The following is a 23,938-nucleotide window of genomic DNA, read 5'->3' as shown; positions in this document are numbered from 1 at the left end:
CTTCTCCAGGGTGAGCTGCCCGATCTTGGCGTGCAGCTCCTTGAGATCCACCGTTGGGGCAGCAGGCCCAGGTGCTGGGCCAAACACGTCAGCCGCCCGCTCCAGCAGCAGCCGCTTCCAGTCTGCAATCTGGCTGGGGTGTACTTCGTACTGCTGAGCCAGTTCAGCGACGGTGCGCTCGCCGCGCACCGCCTCCAGCGCGACTTTGGCTTTGAAGGTAGCACTGTGCTTGCGTCTTGATTTGATGGTCATAGATTTCTCCAGATTCGGCCTGCTGTCAGGCCATTTTTACGGGAAGAAATCTCGCTTAGCCAACTGTTCAAAAAACCGGGGCCACTTCTGTGTCGGCCAAGGCCGTGTTGTGCCACAACGTTTTCAGCCGATAGACGAGGGCCTTGAGGCTTCGCGTCTCGTCGACATCAGCAAATGCTGGAGGGTTGTCGAGGCGTTGCACAAACTCCAGATCGGGTGCGTATTCGCCAACCTGTTCCTGAAGAAAGTCCGGGCCCAGCTCAGGGGCGTTCAGGCATAGCAGTACATGGCCGCCGGGGGCCAGCAGGGCGGGCAGGCGGCGCAGCAGACGCGCATAGTCTTTGGTGGCGATGAAGCTGCCCTTCTGATAGCTGGGTGGGTCAACGACGATCAGCCCATAAGGCCCGCCACGCGTGATCTTGCCCCAGCTGGAAAAAATGTCGTGAGCCAGAAAGCTGGCCCCTTTTTTCACGTTGTTGAGGTCGTGGTTCTGCCGGCCTATGGACAAGGCGCCTTGGGCCATGTCCATGTTGAGCACCTGGCTCGCGCCTGCACGCAATGCGACCACGGAGAAAGCGCAGGTATAGGAAAACAGATTCAAGACCTTGAGGCCACCGGGCTGCATCGCACGATTGGCCACATGCTCGGCCACCCATTGCCGGCCCCGGGCCATGTCCAGAAACAGACCATGGTTCTTGCCGCGCAGCACATGGACTAGATAGCGCGAGCCACACTCTTTCACCACATGCGGCTCGGGCACGCAGCCCTGCATCAATCGGGTGTCGCTGGCGCCTGCGATCCGGGTCTGAAAAACCCAGTTCAGTACTTGGCCTGGAGCGATCTGGTGCCAGCGCTTTTCCAATGCCTCCCCGATTTCGAGCAGATCGTGCTCTGCCAGCGGCGCAAAGCTGGTGAGCACCAGTACGGGAGGATAGGCATCCAGAGACAAATGCTCGCATCCTGGATAAAGCCCACCGCGCCCATGAAAGAGGCGTTGGGCGTCCATGGGCAGGTCCATGGAGGCAATGGCGTTGAACAAGGCTTGCATGATGCGGCAGGTTTTGGGGCGAAAGGCCGCAAGTGTATGCAGTTTGGGCAACTGCTCTATGTCTCAGAACGTGTTCACGATCTTTACGCAGGCGCGTTGGAGCGCCGCGAGGAGATCGTGAACACGCTCTCAGTGAGACAGTTCAACCGTTCCTGCCGTTTATTGCCTTCACAAGAATGAGGGCTCTGGGCGTCGGCAAGCCTGGTGTTTATAGACTTCGCACGCCAATAACTCTGGAGACAAACGTGAGAATCAAAGCCCTGGATTTCACCTGTGCGGCCATCTTCAGCCTGCTTTGTTCGGTCATGCTCACAGGCTGCGCAACCCAGGGTCGCGCCGTGGGTCAACCGGAGTCGCCGCGCAGCCCCAACATAGTGCCTCAGGACATCGTCGAGCATGTACGTGCCATGGGGCTTGTGGTGGAGACAGGCGTTGCCGGCCTGTACCAGAAGCACCAGTCGATGGGCGATCTGGCAGGAGTCACCAAGGCGCCGAATCAGAAATACGGCATGGATGAGCGTCAGTTCGTCGATGTATTTGCCCCTGAGGTCAGGTCTGCCAAGCCTGTGCCTGTGGTGGTCTTCATTCACGGAGGAGCCTTTGTGGGCGGAGCGGCGAGTACGCCAGGCTCTTTTCAGAATGACAACCTGGGCAAGTTCTTCGCGCGCAACAATGTGGTCTTCGTCAACGTCGAATACCGGCTGGCACCGGCCTATCCGTGGCCAGCGGCGGGACAGGACTTTTCGGCAGCGGTCAACTGGACACGGCTCAATATCGACAAGTTTGGCGGAGATCCGGCCAGGATCTTTGTCATGGGCCAGTCTGCAGGCGGGGCCCATGCAGCCCACTACAGCTTTGACAGGCGAACACAGGCCAATGGCGGCAAGGACGGCGTGATCGGCTCGATCCTGCTGTCTCCCGTGGTCAGCTACGAAAGCATCAAGACGGCTGCCGCCTACTATGGCTCCGACCCTAAGCCTGATATGGCGCCGCTGGCCCATGTCAATGAGCGCAAGCTACCTGTGTTCCTGGGCTTTGCCCAGTACGATCCGCCGATGTTCCAGCGCGATGCTGCGCTTCTGTTTTCTGCACTGTGCGCGCGCGATGGCATCTGCCCGATCATCAAGAACATACAGCAGCACAGCCACCTTTCGGAGATATTTCACATCAACACGGCGGATGACAGCCTGGGCTCGGATCTGCTGACCTTTGTGCGGGACGTATCCACACGCTAGTTTTCCTGCTCCCGAAGCCACTGCAGCCACAGCCTGAGCGCCTGGCGTTGATAGCTTTGCATGGACTGGTGCAATTGCTGGCGGACTTCGGAGGGCATGAGCTCTTCGGGCAGCAAAGGATCGCGCAGCAGATGTGCAATCACTTGCCGGCCCAGCAACAGGGACTCACGCACGGCCGAAGCCAGCGGTATGACCTGCGGAACACCGCTCAGGCGTTCATGACTGGCCTTTAGCATCGCAAGCCAGTGTCTGTGGGCCGAAAGCAGGGAGCGGGTATTCCACAGCGAGCGCGCGCACTGCTCAGTGGCCTCATCAAAATCTGCAGCCTGAAACACCAGAGCCTTGGGCGAAAGACCAAGCGCCAGCAACTCGGTGCGCTGTTGCTCAAGACTGCCCTGCAGGTTGTCCGGGCGCACGAGGAGGCCTTGCTGCAGGCTCGCAAAGCCTCTCAGGCCCAGGGCCAGTTGATGACGCCGCCACTGGGTCTTGTCCGAGCGCATCACGGCCGCATCGTGAACGGAGAGCCAGCAGCCCTGCCATGCAAGACGCCGGGATTCGCGCAGGCGCCAGGCATCCACGGTTTGAAATAGCGCCGAATCCCTGGCCAGAGCCTGGTAGCTGCCACGGCCGACTCGGTCTATCTTGCCCTGGGCCAGCAAACGGCTCAGGCTGACACGTACCGTATTTTCCCCAAGCCCCAGCAACTGGCCTGCACGCAGCAGGGAGCGAGCGGGCAGGGCGCCGCCGCGTGCCACCAGCAAATCCAGCATCAGGTCGGGTGCGCTGGGCCGGGGCGCCACGACATTACATGACTTGTCCATTGTTGTGAAAGATTGAAATGCTTCCTAGCATGGATTGCATCACAAGCCTGCTCACAAGGCTCGAGCAGAACCAGCAACAGGAAAGCAAGGTATGGAATTTGTAGATTTCAAGGTGGATGGTCCGGTGTGTCTGATCACCATGAACCGGCCCGACAAGCGGAATGCGGTGCATCGGCCCATGGCCGAAGAGCTTCGTCAGGCCTTCGAGCGGTTTCAAGGCGATGAGCAATTGCGCGTGGCCGTGCTCAACGGCGCCGGAGGACATTTTTGTGCAGGCGCGGATTTGGGCGCGATCTCCGACCCCGAGCTGCGCAACGAACTCGATCCCGAAGGTGCCGGTGCCGGCCCCATGGGGCCTACGCGGCTGGCACTGTCCAAACCCTTGATTGCAGCCATCAATGGCTATGCGGTCGCAGGCGGCCTGGAGTTGGCTTTGATGGCTGATATGCGCGTTGCCGACGAAGATGCTTGTTTTGGCGTTTTCTGCAGGCGCTGGGGCGTGCCTCTCATCGATGGTGGAACCGTGCGTCTTCCACGTATCGTCGGCATGGGCCGGGCGCTGGACATGATTCTGACGGGCCGCCCCGTCCATGCTCAGGAAGCTCTGGCCATGGGCATGGTCAATCGTCTGGCTCCGCCTCAAGGCGCTCTTGACGTTGCGCTGGAGCTGGCCCAGCAGATCGCTGGCTTTCCCCAGCAATGCATGCTGGCCGACCGGGCTTCGGCTTATGCGCAGTGGGACTTGCCGCTGGCCCAGGCCTTGTGTAACGAGGGCGCAAAAGGCATGCCCATGGTGACAGCCGAAGGTCAGTTCGGTGCCGCCAATTTTGTCCAGGGCGCTGGGCGCCATGGGCACTTCAAAGCCAAGGAATAGAAGCAGGAGACACATATGATGGCCAATACCACACTGGGCGGCGCCCAGGCTCGCCAACCGACTTATCTGGATCTGATTCGCCGTGGAGCGCTGGAGCACGGGCCGCGTACGGCCATTGTCTATGGCGGGCAATGCATGACTTTTGCCGAAGTCGATGCCTTGAGCAGTCGCCTGGCGCATGCTCTGCACGCCAGCGGCGTGGGCCAGGGTGCCCGCGTGGGCCTGCTGCTCAACAACGGCCTGTACAGCGTGCCTTTGGACTTTGCCTGCGTCAAAGGCGGGCTCAATCGGGTTCCCTTGAATTCGCGTCTGTCCCTCGCAGAGCATCTGAGCATGTTGGGCGAGACGGGCTGCACGCATCTGGTATTTGGAGAAGGCCTGCAAGAGCGCGCAAGCGAGCTTGCCGCCGGCAAGCCCGGGCTGGTCTGCCTGGGTCTGGGGGCCTCGCTGCCGGGTGCTGCCGACTTGCTGGCCCTGGCCCGGACCCAGCCTGCGCAGGGGCCGGATATCGAAGTCGGCCCTGATGATGTGGTGCTCACCCTGTTCACCTCAGGCACCACGGGCACGCTCAAGGCCGCCCAGCACACCCAGGCCTCGTATGCGGGCATCTGCCGCAACGTGTTGCTCAACCTGCTGCCCGCCACGAAGGACGACGCCATGCTGCACGCCGCGTCCATGATTCATGCCAGCGGCGTATTCGTTCTCCCATTCTGGCTGCGCGGCGCGCGCACCGTGATTCTGCCGGGGTTCGAGCCAGGCGGTTTTCTCGCGGCTCTCGAGAGCGAGCGAGTCACAGCCATCAACCTTGTGCCCACCATGCTGCAGATGCTGCTTGAGCATCCGGGCTTTGCCTCGGCTGATGTGTCCGCGCTCAAGTACGTGATCTATGGCGCATCTCCCATGCCGAGAGCTGTGCTGGAGCGGGCCATGGTTCACTGGGGGGCGCAGCGCTTTTGGCAGTACTACGGGCAGACCGAGATTCCGTTGTGCCTGGCTGTGCTCAGGCCCGAGGACCATACGCCCGAGCTCATGGGATCGGCCTGCGGTCAGCCTTGCGTGGACGTTGAAATGCGCCTGCTCGATGAGCAAGGCCGCGATGTGCCTCGCGGCGAGCCGGGGGAGATCACGGTACGTGGTCCATCGGCGGTGGCCGGCTACTACAACGCTCCCGGGCTCACTCAGGAGACGTTCACACCCGACGGCTGGGTACGCACGCGCGACATCGGTGTTCTGGATGAGCGGGGCTTTCTACACCTCAAGGATCGCAAGTCCGACATGATCATCAGCGGCGGCTACAACGTCTATCCGCAAGAGGTCGAGAACGCCTTGATGACACATGCTGGCGTGCTGGAATGCGCCGTAGTCGGCACGCCCCACGACAAGTGGGTCGAGATGGTCACGGCCGTGGTCGTGCTGCGAAGCGGCCATGCGCCAGAACCTGAGGCTCTCATTGCCCATGTGGCCGGGCAACTGGCTTCCTATAAAAAGCCTCAGCGCATTGTTTTTGCGACGGAGATTCCCAAGACTGCCGTAGGCAAGCTCAACCGCAGACTGCTGCGCGAGCGGCTGCAGGAGAATCTCGTGTGATGCAGATCCTGGCGCCGGGCCCTGCCCAATAATGCAGGCTGTCAGTGGCGCGGGCCTCTGCGCACCTCGAAAAAGCAGCATTCGCTCTCGCCCAGGCCTTGCAGGCCGGCCTCGGCAGCCGCGCGTGCGGCCTTCATCCAGCGGGCGAAAGCCTGCTTGGCCTCATCGCTGATTTCCTCGGGCGGCATGTCTTCAAGATCCTGGACCAGAGCCAGGGTCTCGTTGACCTGTTCGCAACCGCCGAGCTTGCGCTCCAGCATGCGCGCATACCGAGCCTCGGCCTTGCTGCGCTCAGGGTCGGGCAGGCCAGGATAATCGCAAAGAGTAACGGTGAAGACGGCTTCTTGCATGGTCATGGTTTGTTGAATGATGACTGTGTAAATATACAGCAATACTGTTCATGCATCCAGTTTTTTAATCTCTGCAGCATTCCTCTTCGCCGGCTCAATTCTCATGAGAGGAACTGCGATGAACCAACCCCCTGTTGTCGAATGGAACCTCGAAACTACGGCCCATGCCTTGTTTGCCACTCATCTGGGCCCATGCGGCATGGCCTGGGGCGGACAGGGCCTGATTGCCGTGCAGCTTCCGGAGTGCGAGGGTGTCGAGGCCACACGTCAAAGGCTGCTGGCCTCGGCCCGAAAGCGCAGGCCCGGCAGCTATCGTGAAGCGGCAAGTTTTGAGGATGTGCCCAGGGCAGCGGCCCAGGCCATGGCGGGTGTGCAAGTCCTGCTGGCAGGCAGGCGAGAGCCAGGGGATTCAGCTCCCCCGGAGATGCCACAAGGAGGCGGCGGCCTTGTCCTGCCCTGGGATCCATCCCATGCAGGGCGTGTATCGATCGAACTGCCTGATCTGAGCGAAGTCGCACTCGATTGGCATGGCGTTTCGGAGTTTCATCGCCGCGTTTATGCGCTTGCGCGTGCCATTGCACCGGGTCGTACGCGCAGTTATGGCGAGCTGGCAGGTGAACTTGGAGGCCAGGGCCTGTCACGTGCCATAGGCCAGGCCTTGGGGCTCAATCCTTTTGCGCCCATCATTCCGTGTCATCGTGTACTGGCTGCAAATGGCAGGCCCGGTGGCTTTTCGGCCGGAGGCGGTGCCCTGACCAAGCTGCGCATGTTGGAGAACGAAGGCGCGGCACTGGGGGGCACGCTGTCCTTGTTTGCAGCCAAGAACACTAATGTCCTGGCATAGAGGCTTGTTGCGCCAATCTTCCGAACCTCCTCGCCATGGCTGCAGCGATGACTGCGGCTGGCGCCTTGCCTGGCTGTGATCTCGGACGATGGCTGATGCGGCAGAGGTGGGGCAGCAGCGATGTCGTATCGCTCAAAGCCAGGCCCGGCGCAAGACAGGCTCAGGCCTGCACGGGTCTGGTGCGGTAGAACTGCATGGGCTGCTCCAGCATCTCCTTGGCGTGCTGGTTTATCACCGATTTCTTCATCCTGCCCACCACATGCATTTCGCAGGGCTTGCAGTCAAAGCGCAGCGTGAGCTTTTCCTTGCCGTTGATGAGTTGCAGCGGCTCGGCCTTGATCGTGCCCTTGACGCCGATCACCCCCTTGGCCTGCTTGGGGCACAGGCTCATGGAAAAGCGCACGCAGTGCTTGGTGATCATCAGCGAGACTTCGCCTTCTTCTTCCTTGCTCTCGTAGGCCGCGTCAATCACCTTGACGCCATGCTTCATATAGAAGTCATGGGCCTTCTGGTTGAAGACATTGGCCAGATAGGTCAGCGTGTCTTCGGGGAAGGGCACGGGCGGCTCCACGGGCTTGGCGCGGGGCAGGCGAACCAATCCGTCGGCGCGCGCAGCTTCGAGGGCGGCCAGCGCGTCGCGGCGCAGCTGGTTCAGCGCAGAGGCCGGCACAAACCAGGGCTGGGACAGTTGCAGCGAGATGTCGTTGACCGCAAAAATGCTGGCGCCAAAGCGGCCCAGTTGCTCGCGCAGCGTGGCCTCGGCCTTGGCGGCGTCGGTGGCAGCCTGGTGCTCCTGGGTAATGGTGGCCGTGGTGCTGAAGCCGTCTTCATCGGTCAGCGTCAGCGTAAAGCCCAGGGTCTCGCCCACGGCTTCCTTGAACTCGGCCCACAAACCTATGCGGCGGTCGCTGGACTTTTTGTCCAACATGCGCACCCAGTCCATATCGCGGTTGCGGTTGATCTCCAGGCCTTTGCGCAAGTCCTTGAAGCTGGCGATCTCGTTCTTGGGGAACACGCGCCAGATGCCTTTTTTGGCATGCATGCATTCGGCACGGTTGATGTGCACGCCCACCAGTTCTTTTTGCAGGTCGTAGTAGCACAGGCCGTCGCCGTTGTGCAGTTCCAGCGCCTTGTCGCCGGCCTCGATCTCGAACCACTTGTCTCCGACCTGAGACACCCAGCCGATGGCGCGGCCCGGGGTCTTGGGGGTGTCGAAGGCACCGATGTCATCCTTGCGGCCGTTGACGAAATAGTCGGTGAACTCGCGGTTGAAGTTCTGGTCCGGATCGGGCTCGAAAGCGAAGGTGGTGCGGCCCGAGGAGGAGCGCGCCAGCGGTTGCTCGGAATATTCGCGCTCTTCGATGATCTCGTCCAGCAGCTTGCGGTAATGGGCGGTGATGTTCTTCACATAGCCCATGTCCTTGTAGCGGCCCTCGATCTTGAAGCTGCGCACGCCGGCGTCGATCAGGGCGCGCAGGTTGTCGCTCTGGTTGTTGTCCTTCATCGACAGCACATGTTTTTCGTGGGCGATGATGCGGCCCTTGTCGTCCATCACCTCATAGGGCAGGCGGCAGGCCTGGTTGCAGTCGCCGCGGTTGGCGCTGCGGCCGGTGTGGGCGTGGGTGATGTAGCACTGGCCCGAATAGGCCACGCACAGCGCGCCATGCACAAAGAATTCAATGGTGGTGCGCGCCGGGTCGGTGGCGGCGCGCACGGCGGCAATCTGCTTCAAGTCCAGCTCGCGGGCCACCACGATCTGGGACAGGCCGGCGTCCTGCAGAAAACGCGCTTTTTCGGGCGTGCGGATATCGGTCTGGGTGGAGGCATGCAGCTGAATCGGCGGCAGATCCAGCTCCAGCAGGCCCATGTCCTGGATGATCAGCGCGTCGGCCCCGGCGTTGTAGACCTGCCAGGCCATCTGGCGTGCGCCCTCCAGTTCGTCGTCGCGCAAGATGGTGTTGAGCGTGACAAAGATGCGGCTGCCAAAGCGGTGGGCATGCTGGATCAGCCGCTCCAGGTCACGGATGTCGTTGCCCGCTGTGGCGCGCGCACCAAAGGCCGGGCCGCCGATGTAGACGGCGTCGGCTCCATGGTTGATGGCTTCCATGCCGATATCGGCATCGCGGGCCGGGGAGAGGAGTTCGAGCTGGTGGGGCAGGAGGGACATAGCGGGGCGATTATCGCCGTCTGCTGGAACCGCTGCTGATCTCGGGGCATGGACATCGCAGCTCATGCGCGAGGCCGCAATCCTTTAGGATGCGCGCTGTGCGCCAATGGTCAGCGCCCATTGTTTGTTTGTCTGTTGTTTTCCTGGGGTTGCCATGCACGCCTTGATTCACCGTTTCCATGAGGCCCGCCTGGTCCTGTTGTGTACTGCTTCGCTTTTGAGCTCTGCTGCCTTTGCCCAGGCCGCTGCAGCGCCGGCAGCCGAGCCGCTGGAGGTGCGCATAGGCCATGCAGGCCCGGTATCGGGCCCGATTGCAGCGCTGGGCAAAGATGAGGAAAACGGCGTGCGCATGGCGCTGGAGGAGCTCGACAGCCAGGGGCTGGAAATCGGCGGGCGCAAGCTCAAATGGGTGCTTGAGGCTGGCGACGACGCCGGCAACACCGGTCAGGCCGTGGTCCTGGCGCGGCAGTTCTGCGAGAAGACGCTCGCTGCCGTGGTCGGACATCTGCAGTCGGGCACCACGCTGGCTGCGGGCGATATCTATCAGCAGTGCGGCCTGCCCCTGGTGACGCCCGGAGCCAGTCATCCGGCGATTACCGAGCCCGGCAACGGCAGCCGGTTCAGGGTGATTGCCGACGACAAGGCTTCGGTCTCGGCCCTGGTGGCCCGGGCTGCGGCGCAAGGCGTCAAAAGCCTGGCCATCGTCGACGACCGTTCGGCTTACGGGCAGGGGCTGGTGGCCCTGCTCGAAATGGCGGCCCGTGATCAAGGCCTGCAGATACTGAGCAAGCAATACATCGACGACAAGGTCTCGGACTTTGCCCCGATGCTCAAGCGCATCAAGGAGCTCGGGCCCGATGCCCTGTTCTTTGGGGGCATGGACGCCCAGGCTGCGCCCCTGCTCAGGCAAATGACCCGGCTGGCGATGACGGATATGCGCTTTCTGGGGGGCGATGCCCTGTGCACGGTCAGGCTGCCGGACCTGGCTGGCAAGGACTCGAATCTCAAAAAAGTGCTGTGCGCCGTGGGCGGCAGCCCGCTGGAGCGCATGCCGGGCGGTCTGGCCTGGAAGCAGCGCTACGAACAGCGCTTCGGCAACCAGTACCAGAACTTCAGCCCCTATGCCTATGACGCAACCATGGTGCTGGCCCAGGCCATGCTGCGTGCGGACTCCATAGAGCCCCGGGTCTTTGTCCCCTATCTGCGCCAGACGGATCATCCGGGCGTGACGGGCCGCATTGCCTTCACGCCCCAGGGAGAGCTGGCCGAACCTCAGGTCACGCTCTACCAGTACGAACAAGGGACAAGAAAGATCGTGCCTTGAGGCGGCTGATGTACTGGGGCGGCTGAGCAGACTCTGAGAGCCGATGCGGGGCGCGCAGGCCTAGCGCTTGAAGTCCAGACCTTGCTGGACGGCGTCCCGCATGCGCTGATCGCGCTCCTGCCCGGACATGGGCTTGCTGTTGCGGTCCTCGATGCGGGCCTCGGACTCCGTGAACACCGGCGGCTGCGAGCGCGTGATCTCCCCCTTGGGAAGATACGAGGGCTGGGCCTGGAAATACAGAAACAGCGCCGCCAGCGTGGCTGCTGCAAGCCAGGGCTTGCGCAGCTTCCAGCTCAGGCCCAAGCCAGCGGCAGCGATCAGCAGCGGGGCAAGGTTGAGGAGCAGGGTCATTTGCCTATGCTCACCATGGGGACGGCATCGCCCAGTGTCGTGGTGGGGAGCTGGCCATCCCATTTCTCGATCCAGGCGCGTTCGTTCTCCAGCTTGCGCAGCTGCAGCACCCGGGCATCCACGGACTGGGCCAGCACGGCCTGGGACATGGCTTCGGTCTCGGCCTTTTCCTTGTCGATGGCGCGCTGCAGCCGGGCTTCCTGCAGCTCGCGCTCCAGCTGGGCCTTGGAGATGGCCAGCTGCGCCTCTTCCTTCTGGATGGCTTCGCGGCGCTCGGCCGCAGACTCCTGGGCGTCGGTAATGATCTTGGGGTACTTCAGGTTGGTAATGCCGACAAAACGCACGGAAAACGGCGTGAGCGCCTCGATGGCCTTGCCCAGCTGCACGCGCAGGTCCGCATTGATCTTTTCGTTGCTGGAGGCGATTTCGCTGATGGACAGCTTGCTCAGATACTCGCGCACCTCGGCCTGGATGATCTGGCTCGCATAGGTGCGGTACACCTGCTCGTTGGCGATGGTGGACACATAGTCCGAGACCTCTCTGGGCGCGACCGCATTGAAAAGCTCGGCCGTCTTTTTGGAGTTGATGCTCAGGGTGGCGCGGATGGTCACATCCAGGTTCAGCTTGTCTTCGGGAATGAAGATGCTCATGGTCTCTTCATAGCCCTTGTCGGACACGTCCAGCAGCACCAGGCGGTCGCAGTAGGCCCAGCACTTGCCCAGGCGGAACTTGGAGGTCGGGATCAGGTTGTCCTGGTAGCCGTCCTTGGTCATGATCTTGCCGACGTGCGCCGGGGGAACCTCGACCTTTTGTCCGCATGCTGCCAATAGAAAAGCAGCTGCCGCCGCTGCCAGAACATTCTTGTGCCGAGTTGTTTTTTTCATGTGATGCCGCCTCTTGCGAGGCATGGAGGGAATGATGCAAACCGCAGCCCTGCACGCAAGGCTGTGGTTTGCACTCCGGCAAAGCGGGGCAAGACTATCAGATGGCAGACCGGTCCCGGATGTGCGGCAGGCAATTTCACGATTCCTGCGCGGGGCGCTTGTACATCCGGGAGGGATTCATGCGCACTCCCGCCGGAAGATGACGCAGGCCGGGCACAGTGAAAATCAAATCTATATTGATAGCGGCTAGCGCTTGCTCTGCATGGATTTCAGATTGAAAAGTGTCTGAAATCAAGATGCAAGGCGTGCTAACCGCTATGGATTTTATTTTGCCGGCGTACCAGCCAGGCGGCACCCAGCACCATCAGGGCCAGGCCATACCAGGTGATCGCATAGACCAGATGGCTGTTGGAGAAGCGGATCACCGTCATGCCCGGATGCAGGCCGTCCGTGGACGGGGCATTGGCTTGTGCATGGGCTGGGCTGTCGGTCGGCAGGCCCAGGTCCACGAAGAAGGGCGCGGCATGCGTGAGGCCCTGGTGCCGGGCAATGGCTGCGACATCGCGCGAGAACCACTGCTGCTCCTGCGGATTGTTCTGGCGCAGAAAGCCGCCGCCGGGCTCGCTCATGCGCATCAGGCCGGTGATGGTCACGGTCGGTGCGGAGTCGCTGCCCCGGGCTATCTGCTGCAGCCATTGGCTGCGCCGGCTCTCGGGCGTGAAGCCGCGATTGACCAGCACCTGGCTGCCGTCGGCCAGTTGCAGCGGCGTCAGCAGCCAAAAGCCCGCGCCCAGCTCGGTCAGGGCCTTGGTCAGAACGCTGCGCTCCTCCAGCCAGTGGCCGGTGGCGCTGACGGGGCGGTATTCGTAGCCCGCAGCATCGATGCGCGGCCACTCATCGGGCGCGGGCAGGGCCGAGGGGGCCGAGTGCACGCGCTGCTCCACGCGCTCCATCAGGGCCAGCTTCCAGGCACGGCGCTGCACCTGCCAGGTGCCCAGACTCACAAAGCCCAAAAACAAGGCGATGCCTACCGTGATAAGCATCGCCTGGCCGAGTCGGGAGCGCCGACGCAGGGCGCCGGCGCTGTGCGATGGCTGTTGCTCCATCAAGGGGCCATGGAGGCTGGCGTGCTGGCGGCTGCGGGAGCGCTCAGCTGCGGATGCTCGGGCATCATGTTGGCGTTCATGTTGTGCATGACCCACAAGGTGCCTGCAATGCCGATGGCCAGGAAGATCACGGTGAAGATCGTGGACAGCATGGTCCAGCCGCCCTGGATCTTGCCGTTCATGTGCAGGAAGTAGACCATGTGGACCACGATCTGGATCACGGCGAACACGCCCAGCACCATCACGGCCGTGACGCGGTCGCTGATCACGTCGCCCATGATCAGCCAGAAGGGAATCACGGTGAGGATGACCGCCAGCACAAAGCCCTTGACGTAGTCGCCCATGCTCACATGGATGTCGTCGTGCTCGTGGTGGTCGTCATGACCGGCATGGATATCGTGTGCGCTCATTTACAGCACCCCCATCAGATACACAAAGGTGAACACGCCGATCCAGATCACGTCCAGAAAGTGCCAGAACATGGAAAGGCAGTTGATGCGGCGCACGTTCTCGTTGATCAGGCCGTGCTTCTTGATCTGCAGCATCAGCGTCACCAGCCAGATCAGGCCGAAGCTCACGTGCAGGCCGTGGGTTCCCACGAGGGTGAAGAAGGACGACAGAAAGGCGCTGCGCTGAGGGCCTGCGCCCTGGTGGATCAGGTGATGGAACTCATAGAGCTCGACCACCAGAAAGGCCAGGCCCAGTAGACCGGTCACGCCCAGCCAGAGCATGGTGCCGTTCACGTTCTTCCTCTGCTTTTGCAGCATGGCAAAGCCGAAGGTGATGGACGACATCAGCAAAAAGGCCGTGTTGATCGCGACCAGACCCAGATCGAACAGCTCCTTGCCCGTGGGGCCGGCTGCATAGCTGCGGCCGAGCACGCCATAGGTTGCGAACAGGGCTGCAAAGATCAGGCAGTCGCTCATCAGATAGAGCCAAAAGCCCAGCGATGTGCCGTTCTCGGGATGGGGCTCCTCGGCGAGGTGGTACTCGCGCGGAGCCAGGGCGGCTGCGCCGCCTGCGTTGGAATAGGTATTAGACATGGGCTGCTGCAAGCTGCTGGGTGCGCGCGTCTTCCGTGGCGGCCACTTCGGCTGCGGGGATGTAGTAGTCGCGCTTGTAGTTGAACGTGTGGATGATCGAGGCCAGCACCGTGGCCGCGAAGGACACGATGGCCAGAGGCCACATGTGCCAGATCATCGCAAAGCCGAAGAGCGTGGACAGGCCCGCGATCACCACGCCGGCGCCGGTGTTGGCAGGCATGTGCACGGGCTTGAAGCCGGCCAGCGGGCGCTTGTAGCCATGCTTTTTCATGTCCCACCAGGCATCGATCTCATGCACCACGGGTGTGAAGGCGAAGTTGTACTGGGGCGGGGGCGAGGAGGTCGCCCACTCCAGCGTGCGGCCTTCCCAGGGATCGCCGGTCTCGTCGCGCAGTTGCTCGCGCTTGAAGAAGCTCACCACGAGCTGGATCATGAAGCAGCCTATGCCCAGGGCGATCAGGGCCACGCCGCAGGCCGCGATCACGAACCAGATCTGCAGCGAAGAATCCTCGAAGTGGTTGGCACGACGCGTCACGCCCATCAGGCCCAGGATGTACAGGGGCGTGAAGGCCACCCAGAAGCCCACGAGCCAGAACCAGAACGAGCACTTGCCCCAGAACTCGTCGAGCTTGTAGCCAAAGGCCTTGGGGAACCAGAAGTTGATGCCGGCAAACACGCCGAACACCACGCCGCCGATGATCACGTTGTGGAAGTGGGCGATCAGGAACAGGCTGTTGTGCAGCACGAAGTCGGCCGGGGGAACGGCCAGCAGAACGCCGGTCATGCCGCCGATGGCAAAGGTCACCATGAAGCCTATCGTCCACAGCATGGGCACGGTGAAACGGATGCGGCCACGGTACATGGTGAACAGCCAGTTGAAGATCTTCGCCCCCGTGGGGATGGAGATGATCATGGTCGTGATACCGAAGAAGGTATTCACGCTGGCGCCCGAGCCCATGGTGAAGAAGTGGTGCAGCCACACCAGGTAGGACAGCACGGTGATACACACCGTCGCATACACCATGGAGGTGTAGCCGAACAGGCGCTTGCGCGAGAACGTGGAGACGATTTCCGAGAACACGCCGAAGCAGGGCAGGATCAGGATGTAGACCTCGGGGTGGCCCCAGATCCAGATCAGGTTCACGTAGAGCATGGGGTTGCCGCCCAGGTCGTTCGTGAAGAAGTTGGTGCCCAGGTAGCGATCCAGCGTCATCAGCACCAGGGCGCCGGTGAGCACGGGGAAAGAGGCCACGATCAGTGCGTTGGTGCACAGGGCGGTCCAGGTGAACACGGGCATCTTCATGAGGTTCATGCCCGGCGCGCGCATCTTGATGATGGTCACGATCAGGTTGATGCCCGATAGCGTCGTGCCCACCCCCGCAACCTGCAGGCCCCAGATGTAGTAGTCCAGACCCGTGCTCGCACTCTGGTTGCCGAGGTTGGACAGCGCCAGCCAGCCGCTGGTGGAGAACTCGCCGAGGAACAGCGAGACCATGACCAGCACGGCGCCGCCCGTGGTCATCCAGAAGCTGAAGTTGTTGAGGAAGGGGAAGGAAACGTCGCGGGCACCGATCTGCAGCGGCACCAGGTAGTTCATCAGCCCCGTCACGAAAGGCATGGCCACGAAGAAGATCATGATCACGCCGTGGGCCGTGAAGATCTGGTCGTAGTGGTGGGGCGGCAGGTAGCCGAGGCTGTCACCAAAGGCCATGGCCTGCTGCAGGCGCATCATCACCGCATCGGCAAAGCCGCGCAGCAGCATGACCAGGCCCAGGATCATGTACATGATGCCGATCTTCTTGTGGTCGATCGAGCAGATCCAGTCGTGCCACAGCGGTCCCCAAAGGCGGAACTTGGTGAGCAGGCCCAGCACGGCAATGCCGCCCAGAACCACGGCGAGGAAGGTGTAGAGCACGATGGGCTCATGCGTCATGGGGATCTGGTCCCACGTGATGCGGCCGAGCAGCCAGTGTGCCGGTATGGTTTGTTCAGACATGTCGAGTCTCGTTTTCTTCGTTACTGCAGCACGGGCTTGGCTTGGGAGTTCAGCGACTCAAGCTGAGCCACGACGCTGTCGGCGTTCTGAACCGTGCACAGGTCCTGCGGCAGGTTCAGGCCTGTGGCCTTGACATAGGCTTCGCCGCCTGCGGCATCGATGGCCATCATGTGGTGCATGCACATCTGGCCCTCTTCCACGCAGCGGTTGAGCACCTTGTCGTAGAGGTCTGCGTCATAGCTGGCGAACAGCTCCACGGGGTTGCGCTCGCTGGGCTTGACCAGATTGATGTAGGTCTCGTGGGACAGGGGCTTGCTTTCGGTGCGGGCCTTGTTCACCCACTGCTCGAAGTCCTGCTCGCTCAGACCGTGGAACTTGAAGGTCATGCCCGAGAAGCCGTAACCGCTGTAGTGCGAGGACATGCCCTTGAAGACGCCTTCCTTGTTGATGACGGCGTTCAACTCGGTCTGCATGCCGGGCATGGCATAGATCATGCCGGCCAGATCAGGCACGTAAAACGCATTCATGGTCGAGGTGGCGGTGAGCTTGAAGTGAATCGGCCTGTCCACGGGGGCGGCCAGCTCGTTCACGGCCGCGATGTTGTACTCGGGCAGGAAGAACAGCCATTTCCAGTCCATGGCCACGACCTGCACCTCCAGCGGCTTGACCTCGGTGCTCAGCGCCTTGCTGGACGAGACACGGTCCAGCGGACGGTAGGGATCGAGCTTGTGGGTGCTGATCCAGGTGATGGCGCCCAGGGCGATGATGATCATCAGCGGAACCGACCAGATCACCAGCTCCAGCGAGGTGGAGTGGTGCCATTCGGGGTCGTAGCGGGCTTCGGTGTTCGACTGGCGGTATTTCCAGGCAAACAGCAGCGTGAGGATGATCACCGGGATGATGATAATCAGCATCAGCAAGGTGGCGGTTATCACCAGATTGCCTTGCTGGGCGGCGATATCGCCAGCGGGGTTGAGCACAACCACCTTGCTGCAGCCGGAGAGACCGGCGGCCAGGGTGGCAGCGGTGAGCCAGGCTGGCCCACGAAGTTCCTTGATTTTTAACATGCTTTGGGCGCGACAAAGGCGCGTTTACATAGAAACGCGGGTTACGGAATCCGGGCAAATGTAGTACGGAGTATAAATTTGTCGATTGGACATTTTGTCCAACATCAAGGTTTTGCCCCCTGGTTTTTGCTAGATATCGCGAAATTGGCCTGGTCCGCAGCCATTGGACTGCCGGGCGATTCAGGGTGTGGCTCCAGATTTTGGGCGGGCCGGGAGTGCGGGATTCAAGCTGCATGCAGGCTGCAGGTCAAGGCAAGGCCTGCGCTGACAGTCGCGAGGGTCAACCCGGTCTTGCGTCAGATCAAGTCCGCGCGTAGAACGATGTTTGTCAGAGACAGACAAGGAGCATCGAGTTTATGAGCGGCTTCGACACCATGGCGGTCTTCCCGGCCCCGGGCCTTGCAGGTTCGGAATCCCTGTCCAATGCAGATACCCACGAGGACGTGTCGCCCGCCGATATCGCCGTGGGCGTGATCATCGGGCGCTCCTCGGAGTACTTCGACTTCTTCGTGTTCGGCATCGCCTGCGTGCTGGTGTTTCCGGCGCTGCTGTTCCCCTATCTGAGCAAGCTCGACGGCACGCTCATGGCGTTTGCCATCTTTGCGCTGGCCTTCGTGGCCAGGCCCGTGGGCACGGCCCTGTCCATGGCCGTGCAGCGGCGCTGGGGGCGGGCCACCAAGCTCACGATTGCGCTATTTTTGCTCGGCGTGTGCACGGTGGGCATGGCTTTTCTGCCCAGCTACCAGCAGGCGGGCATGCACGCGATTGCCGCGCTGATCGTGCTGCGTCTGGGCCAGGGCCTGGCACTCGGTGGTTCATGGGATGGCCTGCCTTCGCTGCTGGCCATGTCGGCCCCGCCGCAGCGGCGCGGTTGGTACTCGATGATCGGCCAGTTGGGCGCGCCTCTGGGTTTTGTGCTGGCAGCCAGCCTGTTTGCCTACCTGTATGCACGCCTTGATGCCGACGAGTTCCTGAACTGGGGCTGGCGCTACGCCTTCTTCGTCGCGTTTGCCATCAATGTGGTGGCGCTCTTCGCACGTCTGAGGCTGGTCGTTGGCCAGTCTTATACACAGCTGCTGCAGCAGCGCGAGCTCGAGCCCATGGGCGTGCTGCAGCTCATGCGCGACCAGGGTCGCAATGTGGTGATCGGCGCCTTCGCGGCCCTGGCCAGCTTTGCGCTCTTCCATCTGGTGACGATTTTTCCGCTGTCCTGGATCTCGCTGTACTCGGACCAGTCGGTGACCCAAGTGCTGGGCGTGCAGATCGTCGGGGCTCTGTGTGCGGCCGTTGCCATGGTGTTCTCGGGCTGGCTGGCCGACAGGGTGGGGCGGCGCAACACCCTGGGGGCCATGGCCTGCCTGATAGGCATCTTCAGCTTTCTCGCGCCCTGGCTGCTGGAGGCCGGAACACTGGGCGGCAATCTGTTCATCATCGGCGGCTTTGTGCTGCTGGGCCTGTCCTACGGCCAGGCCTCGGGCACGGTCACGGCCAACTTCTCCTCGCGCTACCGCTATACGGGCGCGGCCCTGTCCTCGGACATGGCCTGGCTCATAGGTGCGGCCTTTGCGCCGCTGGTGGCCCTGGGTGTGTCCTCGCGCTTCGGCCTCGTGGGTCTGGGCGGGTACCTGCTTTCAGGCGCTTTGTGTACCTTGCTGGCCCTGGCCATCAACCGCGCCGTGGAGGCCAAGGAATAGGCGCGGCTTCGCAGCACAGAGCCGGCTTCTGGGCTGGGCTGGCCCGGAGCCCGGGTTAACAGGCATGGGCAAATCTATAATGGCTGGTTATTTGCCCATTGGGGCGTCCTGGCTTGCGGCCAGGGCGCACCTGCCGGCGCCGCCATGCAGCGTTAGACGCCTTCACAACACCTATCATGAGCCAAGCCACTTTCTCCGTTGCCGACATACGAAAGACGTTTCTGGAGTTTTTCGCGTCCAAGGGACATACCGTCGTCGAGTCCAGCCCTCTGGTTCCGGGCAACGATCCCACGCTGATGTTCACCAATTCGGGCATGGTCCAGTTCAAGGACGTGTTCCTGGGAACGGACAAGCGCTCCTACAAGCGCGCCACCTCGGTGCAGGCCTGCCTGCGCGCGGGCGGCAAGCACAACGATCTGGAGAACGTGGGCTATACGGCGCGCCACCACACCTTCTTCGAGATGCTGGGCAACTGGTCGTTCGGCGACTATTTCAAGCGCGAGTCCATTGAATGGGGCTGGGAGCTCTTGACCCAGGTCTTCAAGCTGCCCGCCGAGAAGCTGCTGGCCACGGTCTATCACGAGGATGACGAGGCCTACGAGATCTGGACCCAGGTCATAGGCCTGCCGCCGGAGCGCGTGATCCGCATCGGCGATAACAAGGGCGGAAAGTACAAGAGCGACAACTTCTGGATGATGGCCGACACCGGTCCCTGCGGTCCCTGCTCGGAAATCTTCTACGACCACGGCCCCCATATTCCCGGGGGCCCTCCGGGCAGCCCCGACGAAGACGGCGACCGCTTCATCGAGATCTGGAACCACGTGTTCATGCAGTTCGACATGAAGGAGGACGGCTCGGTCCAGCCCCTGCCCGCGCCCTGCGTGGACACGGGCATGGGGCTGGAGCGCCTGGCCGCCATCTTGCAGCATGTGCACAGCAACTACGAGATCGACCTGTTCGCGGCGCTGATCGCCGCTGCGGGCCGCGAGACGCATACGGCCGACCTGTCTCATCCCTCGCTCAAGGTGATTGCCGACCACATTCGCGCCACGGCGTTCCTGGTGGTCGATGGCGTCATCCCCAGCAACGAGGGCCGCGGCTATGTGCAGCGTCGCATCGTGCGTCGCGCCATACGCCATGGCTACAAGCTGGGTCAGAAGAAGCCGTTTTTTCACAAGCTCGTGGCCGATCTGGCCGCCGTCATGGGCGATGCCTATCCCAAGCTGCGCGAGCAGCAGGCGCGCATTACCGAGGTGCTGCGCGTGGAAGAAGAGCGCTTCTTCGAGACCCTGGCCCATGGCATGGAGATTCTGGACAGCACCCTGGCCGGCGATGTGAAGAGCTTGCCTGGCGATGTGGCCTTCAAGCTGCATGACACCTATGGCTTCCCGCTGGACCTGACCAACGACGTCTGCCGCGAGCGCGGCGTGACCGTGGACGAGGCCGGCTTTGCGGCTGCCATGGAAGCCCAAAAGAGCAAGGCGCGCGCGGCCGGCAAGTTCAAGATGGACCGGGCGCTTGAGTACACGGGCGCTGAGAATGCGTTCACGGGCTACGAGCATCTCGCGGGCGCTGCAAAAGTCGTGGCGCTCTACGCAGAAGGCTCGCCTGTTTCTGAATTGAATGCAGGTGAAAGCGGTGTGGTCGTGCTGGATGTCACTCCTTTTTATGCAGAGTCCGGAGGCCAGGTCGGCGACCAGGGCCTGATCGTCGGCGCCGGTGCGCGCTTTGCGGTCGAGGACACGCTCAAGATCAAGGCCGATGTGTTCGGCCATCATGGCACGCTGGCTTCGGGCAGCCTCAAGGTCGGCGATGCGGTCGATGCCCGGGTGGACATCGCCTTGCGCGCGGCCACCATGCGCAACCATTCGGTGACCCACATCATGCACAAGGCCTTGCGTGAAGTGCTGGGCGAGCATGTGCAGCAAAAGGGCTCGCTGGTGAATGCCGAGCGCACGCGCTTCGACTTTGCGCACAACGCGGCCGTGACGGCCGAGCAGACCCGCGAGATAGAGCGCCGCGTGAATGCCGAGATTCTTGAGAATACGGCAACCGAGGCGCGCGTCATGGACATCGAGTCGGCCCAGAAGACCGGCGCCATGATGCTGTTCGGCGAGAAGTACGGCGACAGCGTGCGCGTGCTGGACATAGGCAGCAGCCGCGAGCTGTGCGGCGGCACCCATGTGCAGCGCACGGGCGACATCGGCCTGTTCAAGGTCGTGGCCGAAGGCGGTGTGGCTGCTGGCGTGCGCCGCATCGAGGCCGTGACCGGCGAAAACGCGCTGGCCTATCTGCAAGGCCTGGAGTCCACGGTGGAGCAGGCTGCGGCCACGCTCAAGGCGCCTGTGGCCGAGCTTGGCAACCGCATAGGCGGTGCGCTGGAGCAGATCCGTGCGCTGGAAAAAGAGATCTCCGCCCTCAAGGGCAAGCTCGCATCCAGCCAGGGCGATGAGCTCGCAGGCCAGGCCGTCGAGGTCAAGGGCATCAAGGTCCTGGCCGCAAGACTGGAAGGCGCCGACGCCAAGACCTTGCGCGAGACCATGGACAAGCTCAAGGACAAGCTGGGCGCAGCCGCCATCGTGCTGGCCGCCGTGGATGGCGACAAGGTGCAGCTGGCCGCCGGCGTGACCAAGGCCGAGACTGCACGCATCAAGGCGGGTGAACTCGTCAACTTCGTCGCCAGCCAGGTGGGTGGCAAGGGCGGCGGCAAGCCCGACATGGCCATGGCCGGCGGCACCGATGCCCGGGGCCTGCCGGCTGCGCTGGCCGCCGTGCAGGCCTGGGTGGCAGAGCGCGCCTAGGGCTGGCTCCAATTGTCATGCCCCAGCATGGCCAGCATCTCCTCGGCACGAGGCCAGGCTTTAAGCCAGGCCTTCCAGGGGCTGGCCGGATGGGCATGGTCCGGCTCTGGGTTCTGGCTTGGTTGCTTGCGGGCTCCTCGGTCTGGGCCCAGAGCGTGGTCTTCATCAACCCCGGGCGCCACAACGAAAGCTACTGGTTCTTGGCCAGCCAGGCCATGCAGGCCGCAGCCGACAGCCTGGGCATGCAGCTGGAGGTGCGCTATGCCGAGCGCGATCGTCTGCTGCCCATAGCGATTGCCAGGGAAATCGCAGCCCGCCCCAGGTCCGAGCAGCCGCGCTTCGTGGTCCTCACGAACGACTATGGCGCAGCGCCCGAAGTGCTCAGGATTCTGGATGCCGCAGGCATAGACGGCTTTCTCGCATTCAACAATGTCTCGGGCAGCGCGCGCGATGAAATCGGCACGCCACGCAGCACCTATAGGCACTGGCTGGGAAGCCTTGAGCCCGTGGCCGAGGAGGCCGGCTATCTGACGGCCAGGGCCTTGATAGAAGCCGGGCGGCGCACGACGGGGATGCGCGCGCCTGACGGCAAGCTGCAGCTGCTGGCGATTGCGGGTGACCGCTCCACGCCCTCGTCCATCAAGCGCAACGAGGGCATGCGCCGTGCCGTGGCCGAGGCCGGCGATGTGCTTCTCATGCAGGAAGTGTTTGGCGAGTGGCGGCGCGAGCGCGCGCTGGAGCAGGCCCATGTGCTGTACCAGCGCTATCCGCAGGTGCGCATGGTCTGGGCCGGCAACGACGAAATGGCTTTCGGCGCCATGGATGCCTGGCGGGCGCGCGGTGGCAAGCCCGGTGCGGACATGCTGTTCAGCGCCATCAATCTGTCTCCTGCCTCGCTGGAGGCCAGGCGCAGGCACGAGCTTTGTGCCCTGGCGGGAGGCCATTTCCTGACAGGTGCCTGGGCCCTGGTGCTGCTTCATGACTATGCGCACGGCAAGGACTTTGCAAGCGAAGGCCTGGAGCTGGTGCGGCCCATGTTCGTGCTGCTGGACGAGCTCTTGATCCGCCGCTTCGAGGCCCGCATCGGCGTGGCCGGGACCAGGCTGGATTTTCGGCGCTTCAGCAAGGCCCTCAACCCGCAACTCGAGCGCTATGCATTCGAGTCCGAGCGCCTGTTGCGCTGAAGGCAGACACGGAGCCCTGGTTCATGTCTCGTTCCCGTTCCATGGCCTCGCTGCTGATCTTGCGCATTGTGCTGCTGGCCGTGGGCTGCATGCTGGTCTTTGGCGGCAGCCATGCCTGGTGGCAGTACCAGCAGCAGCGCAAGGAGTTCAAGGCATCGGTCGAGACCCTGGCCGACACCAGCCTGATCCTGCTGTCGAACGCCTTGTGGAACATCGACATGAGCATTGTGCGCAGGCAGGTGCAGTGGCTGTCCAAGCTGCCGGATGTGGGCTATGTGAGGGTCAGGGTGGAGATTACGGGCGAGCTCATAGAGGGCGGCTTCGATCTGCCTGCAGGGCAGCCGGCCCTGTCCATGGACATCATGCCGCCCCAGCCCAGCCATATCCAGATTCCCCTGGGCCAGCTCGAGATCTGGGAGCGCAGCAACCACTACCAGCATGTGCTGCGTGAATCCACCTTGCCCGTGCTTTTGGGCTATGCCTTGTTCACGGCCCTGATCTGTCTGATGGTGGCCTGGGTCATGCGCCGCGAGCTGCACCAGCCTCTGGACCAGATTGCGCGCTTTGCGGCCGGGCTCAAGCCCAACGAACTCTCGCGCCCGCTAATCCTCGACCGTCCCCGCCGCCGGCAGCAGGACGAGATCGATCTCGTGGTCCAGGGGTTTGGGCAGTTGCAGCGCGATCTGCGCGTGCACATAGAGCATCTGGACCTGCTCGTGGCCCAGCGCACGGAGCAGTTGGAGGACCTGGTCGACGAAGTCCAGCGCCTGTCGCTCACGGATGCGCTCACGGGCTGCTACAACCGTCGGGCGCTGGACCAGCGCCTGCCGGCCGAGATCGAGCGCTGCAAGCGCTATGGCCGCTTTCTGAGCGTGATCTTCGTTGATGTGGATCGCTTCAAACAGGTCAATGACGTCCATGGTCATGCGGCTGGTGACATGGTGCTCAAGGAGGTCGGGCTGCGCTGCCAGGAGCAGCTCAGATCCCAGGTGGACTGGGCGGTGCGCTATGGCGGCGAGGAATTTCTCATCGTCTTGCCCGAAGCCAGGAGCGCCCATGCGCGTGAACTCGCGCAGCGCCTGGGCGCGCATATGCGCAACCAGCCCATCAAGATCGTGGATGAGACTCTGACGGTGACCGTGAGCCTGGGCGTGGCCCAGCTCATGCCCATGGACTCGGCGCAAAGCCTGCTGGCACGTGCCGATGCCATGCTCTACGAGGCCAAGCGCAGCGGACGCGACTGCGTCTGCGTGGCCCAGAGCGGCGACTCCCAGGTGGGCATCATCGACGACATCGGCTGGAGCTAGTGG

22 protein-coding genes are annotated in these 23,938 nt (G+C 62.6%); 10 read left to right on the top strand and 12 right to left on the bottom strand.

Annotated elements, in window-relative coordinates; all coding sequences use genetic code 11:
• Together G486_RS0115605 and G486_RS22530 are read right to left on the bottom strand one after the other, a co-directional pair.
• The coding region (locus tag G486_RS0115605; protein WP_027016381.1) for a transposase at window positions 1-252 on the bottom strand (252 nt) is incomplete at its 3' end.
• A 67-nt stretch (window positions 253-319) separates the two neighbouring features.
• Window positions 320-1,300 (bottom strand): class I SAM-dependent methyltransferase, encoded by a 981-nt coding sequence (locus G486_RS22530; protein ID WP_051303595.1) that lies wholly within the window; start codon window positions 1,298-1,300, stop codon window positions 320-322.
• On the opposite strand from G486_RS22530, the gene G486_RS24420 reads away from it, so the two are divergent.
• Both G486_RS24420 and G486_RS22525 read left to right on the top strand, forming a co-directional pair.
• Window positions 1,235-1,480 (top strand): hypothetical protein, encoded by a 246-nt coding sequence (locus G486_RS24420; RefSeq protein WP_211233795.1) that lies wholly within the window; start codon window positions 1,235-1,237, stop codon window positions 1,478-1,480. The genes G486_RS22530 and G486_RS24420 overlap by 66 nt on opposite strands.
• 65 nt (window positions 1,481-1,545) lie before the next feature.
• Complete coding sequence (locus G486_RS22525) at window positions 1,546-2,535, top strand: alpha/beta hydrolase (protein ID WP_051303593.1); 990 nt, start codon at window positions 1,546-1,548, stop codon at window positions 2,533-2,535.
• On the opposite strand, the gene G486_RS22520 is transcribed toward G486_RS22525, so the two are convergent.
• Window positions 2,532-3,356, bottom strand: a complete 825-nt coding sequence (locus tag G486_RS22520; RefSeq protein WP_034387976.1) for a hypothetical protein — start codon at window positions 3,354-3,356, stop codon at window positions 2,532-2,534. The genes G486_RS22525 and G486_RS22520 overlap by 4 nt on opposite strands.
• 91 nt (window positions 3,357-3,447) lie before the next feature.
• Between G486_RS22520 and G486_RS0115585 the strand changes: the two genes are divergently transcribed.
• Window positions 3,448-4,230: a crotonase/enoyl-CoA hydratase family protein gene (locus G486_RS0115585; RefSeq protein ID WP_027016380.1), complete on the top strand. Its 783-nt coding sequence runs from the start codon at window positions 3,448-3,450 to the stop codon at window positions 4,228-4,230.
• Window positions 4,231-4,248: 18 nt separating this feature from the next.
• A complete protein-coding gene (locus G486_RS0115580) occupies window positions 4,249-5,817 on the top strand; it encodes a class I adenylate-forming enzyme family protein (RefSeq protein ID WP_034387992.1) in 1,569 nt (522 codons plus the stop codon).
• Window positions 5,818-5,858: 41 nt separating this feature from the next.
• Here G486_RS0115580 and G486_RS0115575 read toward each other — a convergent pair whose 3' ends face one another.
• Complete coding sequence (locus G486_RS0115575) at window positions 5,859-6,167, bottom strand: hypothetical protein (RefSeq protein WP_211233794.1); 309 nt, start codon at window positions 6,165-6,167, stop codon at window positions 5,859-5,861.
• A 118-nt stretch (window positions 6,168-6,285) separates the two neighbouring features.
• Between G486_RS0115575 and G486_RS0115570 the strand changes: the two genes are divergently transcribed.
• Window positions 6,286-7,011: a methylated-DNA--[protein]-cysteine S-methyltransferase gene (locus G486_RS0115570; RefSeq protein ID WP_027016377.1), complete on the top strand. Its 726-nt coding sequence runs from the start codon at window positions 6,286-6,288 to the stop codon at window positions 7,009-7,011.
• 160 nt (window positions 7,012-7,171) lie between these two features.
• Here the strand turns inward: G486_RS0115570 and G486_RS0115565 are convergent, their stop codons facing one another.
• On the bottom strand, window positions 7,172-9,178 hold the full coding sequence (locus G486_RS0115565; protein WP_027016376.1) for a peptidase U32 family protein: 2,007 nt from the start codon (window positions 9,176-9,178) through the stop codon (window positions 7,172-7,174).
• A gap of 154 nt (window positions 9,179-9,332) precedes the next feature.
• On the opposite strand from G486_RS0115565, the gene G486_RS0115560 reads away from it, so the two are divergent.
• The gene (locus tag G486_RS0115560; protein WP_027016375.1) at window positions 9,333-10,502 is read left to right on the top strand and encodes a branched-chain amino acid ABC transporter substrate-binding protein; all 1,170 of its coding nucleotides are present in this window, start codon (window positions 9,333-9,335) and stop codon (window positions 10,500-10,502) included.
• A gap of 60 nt (window positions 10,503-10,562) precedes the next feature.
• On the opposite strand, the gene G486_RS0115555 is transcribed toward G486_RS0115560, so the two are convergent.
• The 7 genes from G486_RS0115555 to cyoA all read right to left on the bottom strand — a co-directional run bounded on the left by G486_RS0115555 (window position 10,563) and on the right by cyoA (window position 16,949).
• Complete coding sequence (locus G486_RS0115555) at window positions 10,563-10,853, bottom strand: hypothetical protein (RefSeq protein WP_027016374.1); 291 nt, start codon at window positions 10,851-10,853, stop codon at window positions 10,563-10,565.
• Entirely contained in the window at window positions 10,850-11,737 is an 888-nt protein-coding gene (locus G486_RS0115550) for an SPFH domain-containing protein (RefSeq protein WP_027016373.1), read from the bottom strand. The genes G486_RS0115555 and G486_RS0115550 overlap by 4 nt, the downstream gene beginning before the upstream one ends.
• Window positions 11,738-12,045: 308 nt before the next feature.
• A complete protein-coding gene (locus G486_RS0115545) occupies window positions 12,046-12,780 on the bottom strand; it encodes an SURF1 family protein (RefSeq protein ID WP_034387986.1) in 735 nt (244 codons plus the stop codon).
• A 62-nt stretch (window positions 12,781-12,842) separates the two neighbouring features.
• A complete protein-coding gene (gene cyoD, locus G486_RS0115540) occupies window positions 12,843-13,253 on the bottom strand; it encodes a cytochrome o ubiquinol oxidase subunit IV (RefSeq protein WP_027016371.1) in 411 nt (136 codons plus the stop codon).
• Window positions 13,254-13,886, bottom strand: a complete 633-nt coding sequence (gene cyoC, locus G486_RS0115535) for a cytochrome o ubiquinol oxidase subunit III (RefSeq protein WP_027016370.1) — start codon at window positions 13,884-13,886, stop codon at window positions 13,254-13,256. It abuts the gene before it with no gap.
• The gene (cyoB, locus tag G486_RS0115530) at window positions 13,879-15,882 is read right to left on the bottom strand and encodes a cytochrome o ubiquinol oxidase subunit I (protein WP_027016369.1); all 2,004 of its coding nucleotides are present in this window, start codon (window positions 15,880-15,882) and stop codon (window positions 13,879-13,881) included. Before cyoB ends, cyoC begins: the two co-directional genes overlap by 8 nt.
• 20 nt (window positions 15,883-15,902) lie before the next feature.
• Window positions 15,903-16,949 carry a ubiquinol oxidase subunit II gene (gene cyoA, locus G486_RS0115525; protein ID WP_027016368.1) on the bottom strand — a complete coding sequence of 349 codons (1,047 nt, stop codon included), beginning with the start codon at window positions 16,947-16,949 and terminating at the stop codon, window positions 15,903-15,905.
• A 356-nt stretch (window positions 16,950-17,305) separates the two neighbouring features.
• Between cyoA and G486_RS0115520 the strand changes: the two genes are divergently transcribed.
• The 4 genes from G486_RS0115520 to G486_RS22515 all read left to right on the top strand — a co-directional run bounded on the left by G486_RS0115520 (window position 17,306) and on the right by G486_RS22515 (window position 23,935).
• Window positions 17,306-18,643, top strand: coding sequence for an MFS transporter (locus G486_RS0115520; protein ID WP_027016367.1), 1,338 nt, complete (start codon window positions 17,306-17,308; stop codon window positions 18,641-18,643).
• A gap of 176 nt (window positions 18,644-18,819) precedes the next feature.
• Window positions 18,820-21,444 (top strand): alanine--tRNA ligase, encoded by a 2,625-nt coding sequence (gene alaS, locus G486_RS0115515; protein WP_027016366.1) that lies wholly within the window; start codon window positions 18,820-18,822, stop codon window positions 21,442-21,444.
• A gap of 95 nt (window positions 21,445-21,539) precedes the next feature.
• The gene (locus G486_RS0115510; protein WP_027016365.1) at window positions 21,540-22,628 is read left to right on the top strand and encodes an ABC transporter substrate-binding protein; all 1,089 of its coding nucleotides are present in this window, start codon (window positions 21,540-21,542) and stop codon (window positions 22,626-22,628) included.
• Window positions 22,629-22,651: 23 nt separating this feature from the next.
• Window positions 22,652-23,935: a sensor domain-containing diguanylate cyclase gene (locus tag G486_RS22515; protein ID WP_051303591.1), complete on the top strand. Its 1,284-nt coding sequence runs from the start codon at window positions 22,652-22,654 to the stop codon at window positions 23,933-23,935.
• The last annotated feature ends 3 nt before the right edge of the window (window positions 23,936-23,938 follow it).

This window comes from Comamonas composti DSM 21721, from assembly GCF_000429845.1.
Lineage (GTDB): Bacteria > Pseudomonadota > Gammaproteobacteria > Burkholderiales > Burkholderiaceae_C > Comamonas > Comamonas composti.
Note: the sequence above shows the minus strand (reverse complement) of the source record. Positions and strands in the feature narration are given on the sequence as shown.

What these genes read in the sequence shown, in the direction of transcription:
- G486_RS0115585 (WP_027016380.1), top strand. Translation starts at nt 3,448, where the DNA reads ATGGAATTTGTAGATTTCAAGGTGGATGGTCCGGTGTGTCTGATCACC.
- G486_RS0115510 (WP_027016365.1), top strand. Translation starts at nt 21,540, where the DNA reads ATGGTCCGGCTCTGGGTTCTGGCTTGGTTGCTTGCGGGCTCCTCGGTC.
- G486_RS0115575 (WP_211233794.1), bottom strand. Translation starts at nt 6,167, where the DNA reads ATGCAAGAAGCCGTCTTCACCGTTACTCTTTGCGATTATCCTGGCCTG.
- G486_RS0115550 (WP_027016373.1), bottom strand. Translation starts at nt 11,737, where the DNA reads ATGAAAAAAACAACTCGGCACAAGAATGTTCTGGCAGCGGCGGCAGCT.
- G486_RS0115565 (WP_027016376.1), bottom strand. Translation starts at nt 9,178, where the DNA reads ATGTCCCTCCTGCCCCACCAGCTCGAACTCCTCTCCCCGGCCCGCGAT.
- G486_RS0115570 (WP_027016377.1), top strand. Translation starts at nt 6,286, where the DNA reads ATGAACCAACCCCCTGTTGTCGAATGGAACCTCGAAACTACGGCCCAT.
- G486_RS0115520 (WP_027016367.1), top strand. Translation starts at nt 17,306, where the DNA reads ATGAGCGGCTTCGACACCATGGCGGTCTTCCCGGCCCCGGGCCTTGCA.
- cyoD (WP_027016371.1), bottom strand. Translation starts at nt 13,253, where the DNA reads ATGAGCGCACACGATATCCATGCCGGTCATGACGACCACCACGAGCAC.
- G486_RS22530 (WP_051303595.1), bottom strand. Translation starts at nt 1,300, where the DNA reads ATGCAAGCCTTGTTCAACGCCATTGCCTCCATGGACCTGCCCATGGAC.
- alaS (WP_027016366.1), top strand. Translation starts at nt 18,820, where the DNA reads ATGAGCCAAGCCACTTTCTCCGTTGCCGACATACGAAAGACGTTTCTG.
- G486_RS22520 (WP_034387976.1), bottom strand. Translation starts at nt 3,356, where the DNA reads ATGGACAAGTCATGTAATGTCGTGGCGCCCCGGCCCAGCGCACCCGAC.
- G486_RS22515 (WP_051303591.1), top strand. Translation starts at nt 22,652, where the DNA reads ATGTCTCGTTCCCGTTCCATGGCCTCGCTGCTGATCTTGCGCATTGTG.
- G486_RS0115555 (WP_027016374.1), bottom strand. Translation starts at nt 10,853, where the DNA reads ATGACCCTGCTCCTCAACCTTGCCCCGCTGCTGATCGCTGCCGCTGGC.
- cyoB (WP_027016369.1), bottom strand. Translation starts at nt 15,882, where the DNA reads ATGTCTGAACAAACCATACCGGCACACTGGCTGCTCGGCCGCATCACG.
- cyoA (WP_027016368.1), bottom strand. Translation starts at nt 16,949, where the DNA reads ATGTTAAAAATCAAGGAACTTCGTGGGCCAGCCTGGCTCACCGCTGCC.
- cyoC (WP_027016370.1), bottom strand. Translation starts at nt 13,886, where the DNA reads ATGTCTAATACCTATTCCAACGCAGGCGGCGCAGCCGCCCTGGCTCCG.
- G486_RS0115580 (WP_034387992.1), top strand. Translation starts at nt 4,249, where the DNA reads ATGGCCAATACCACACTGGGCGGCGCCCAGGCTCGCCAACCGACTTAT.
- G486_RS0115545 (WP_034387986.1), bottom strand. Translation starts at nt 12,780, where the DNA reads ATGCTTATCACGGTAGGCATCGCCTTGTTTTTGGGCTTTGTGAGTCTG.
- G486_RS0115560 (WP_027016375.1), top strand. Translation starts at nt 9,333, where the DNA reads ATGCACGCCTTGATTCACCGTTTCCATGAGGCCCGCCTGGTCCTGTTG.
- G486_RS24420 (WP_211233795.1), top strand. Translation starts at nt 1,235, where the DNA reads ATGAAAGAGGCGTTGGGCGTCCATGGGCAGGTCCATGGAGGCAATGGC.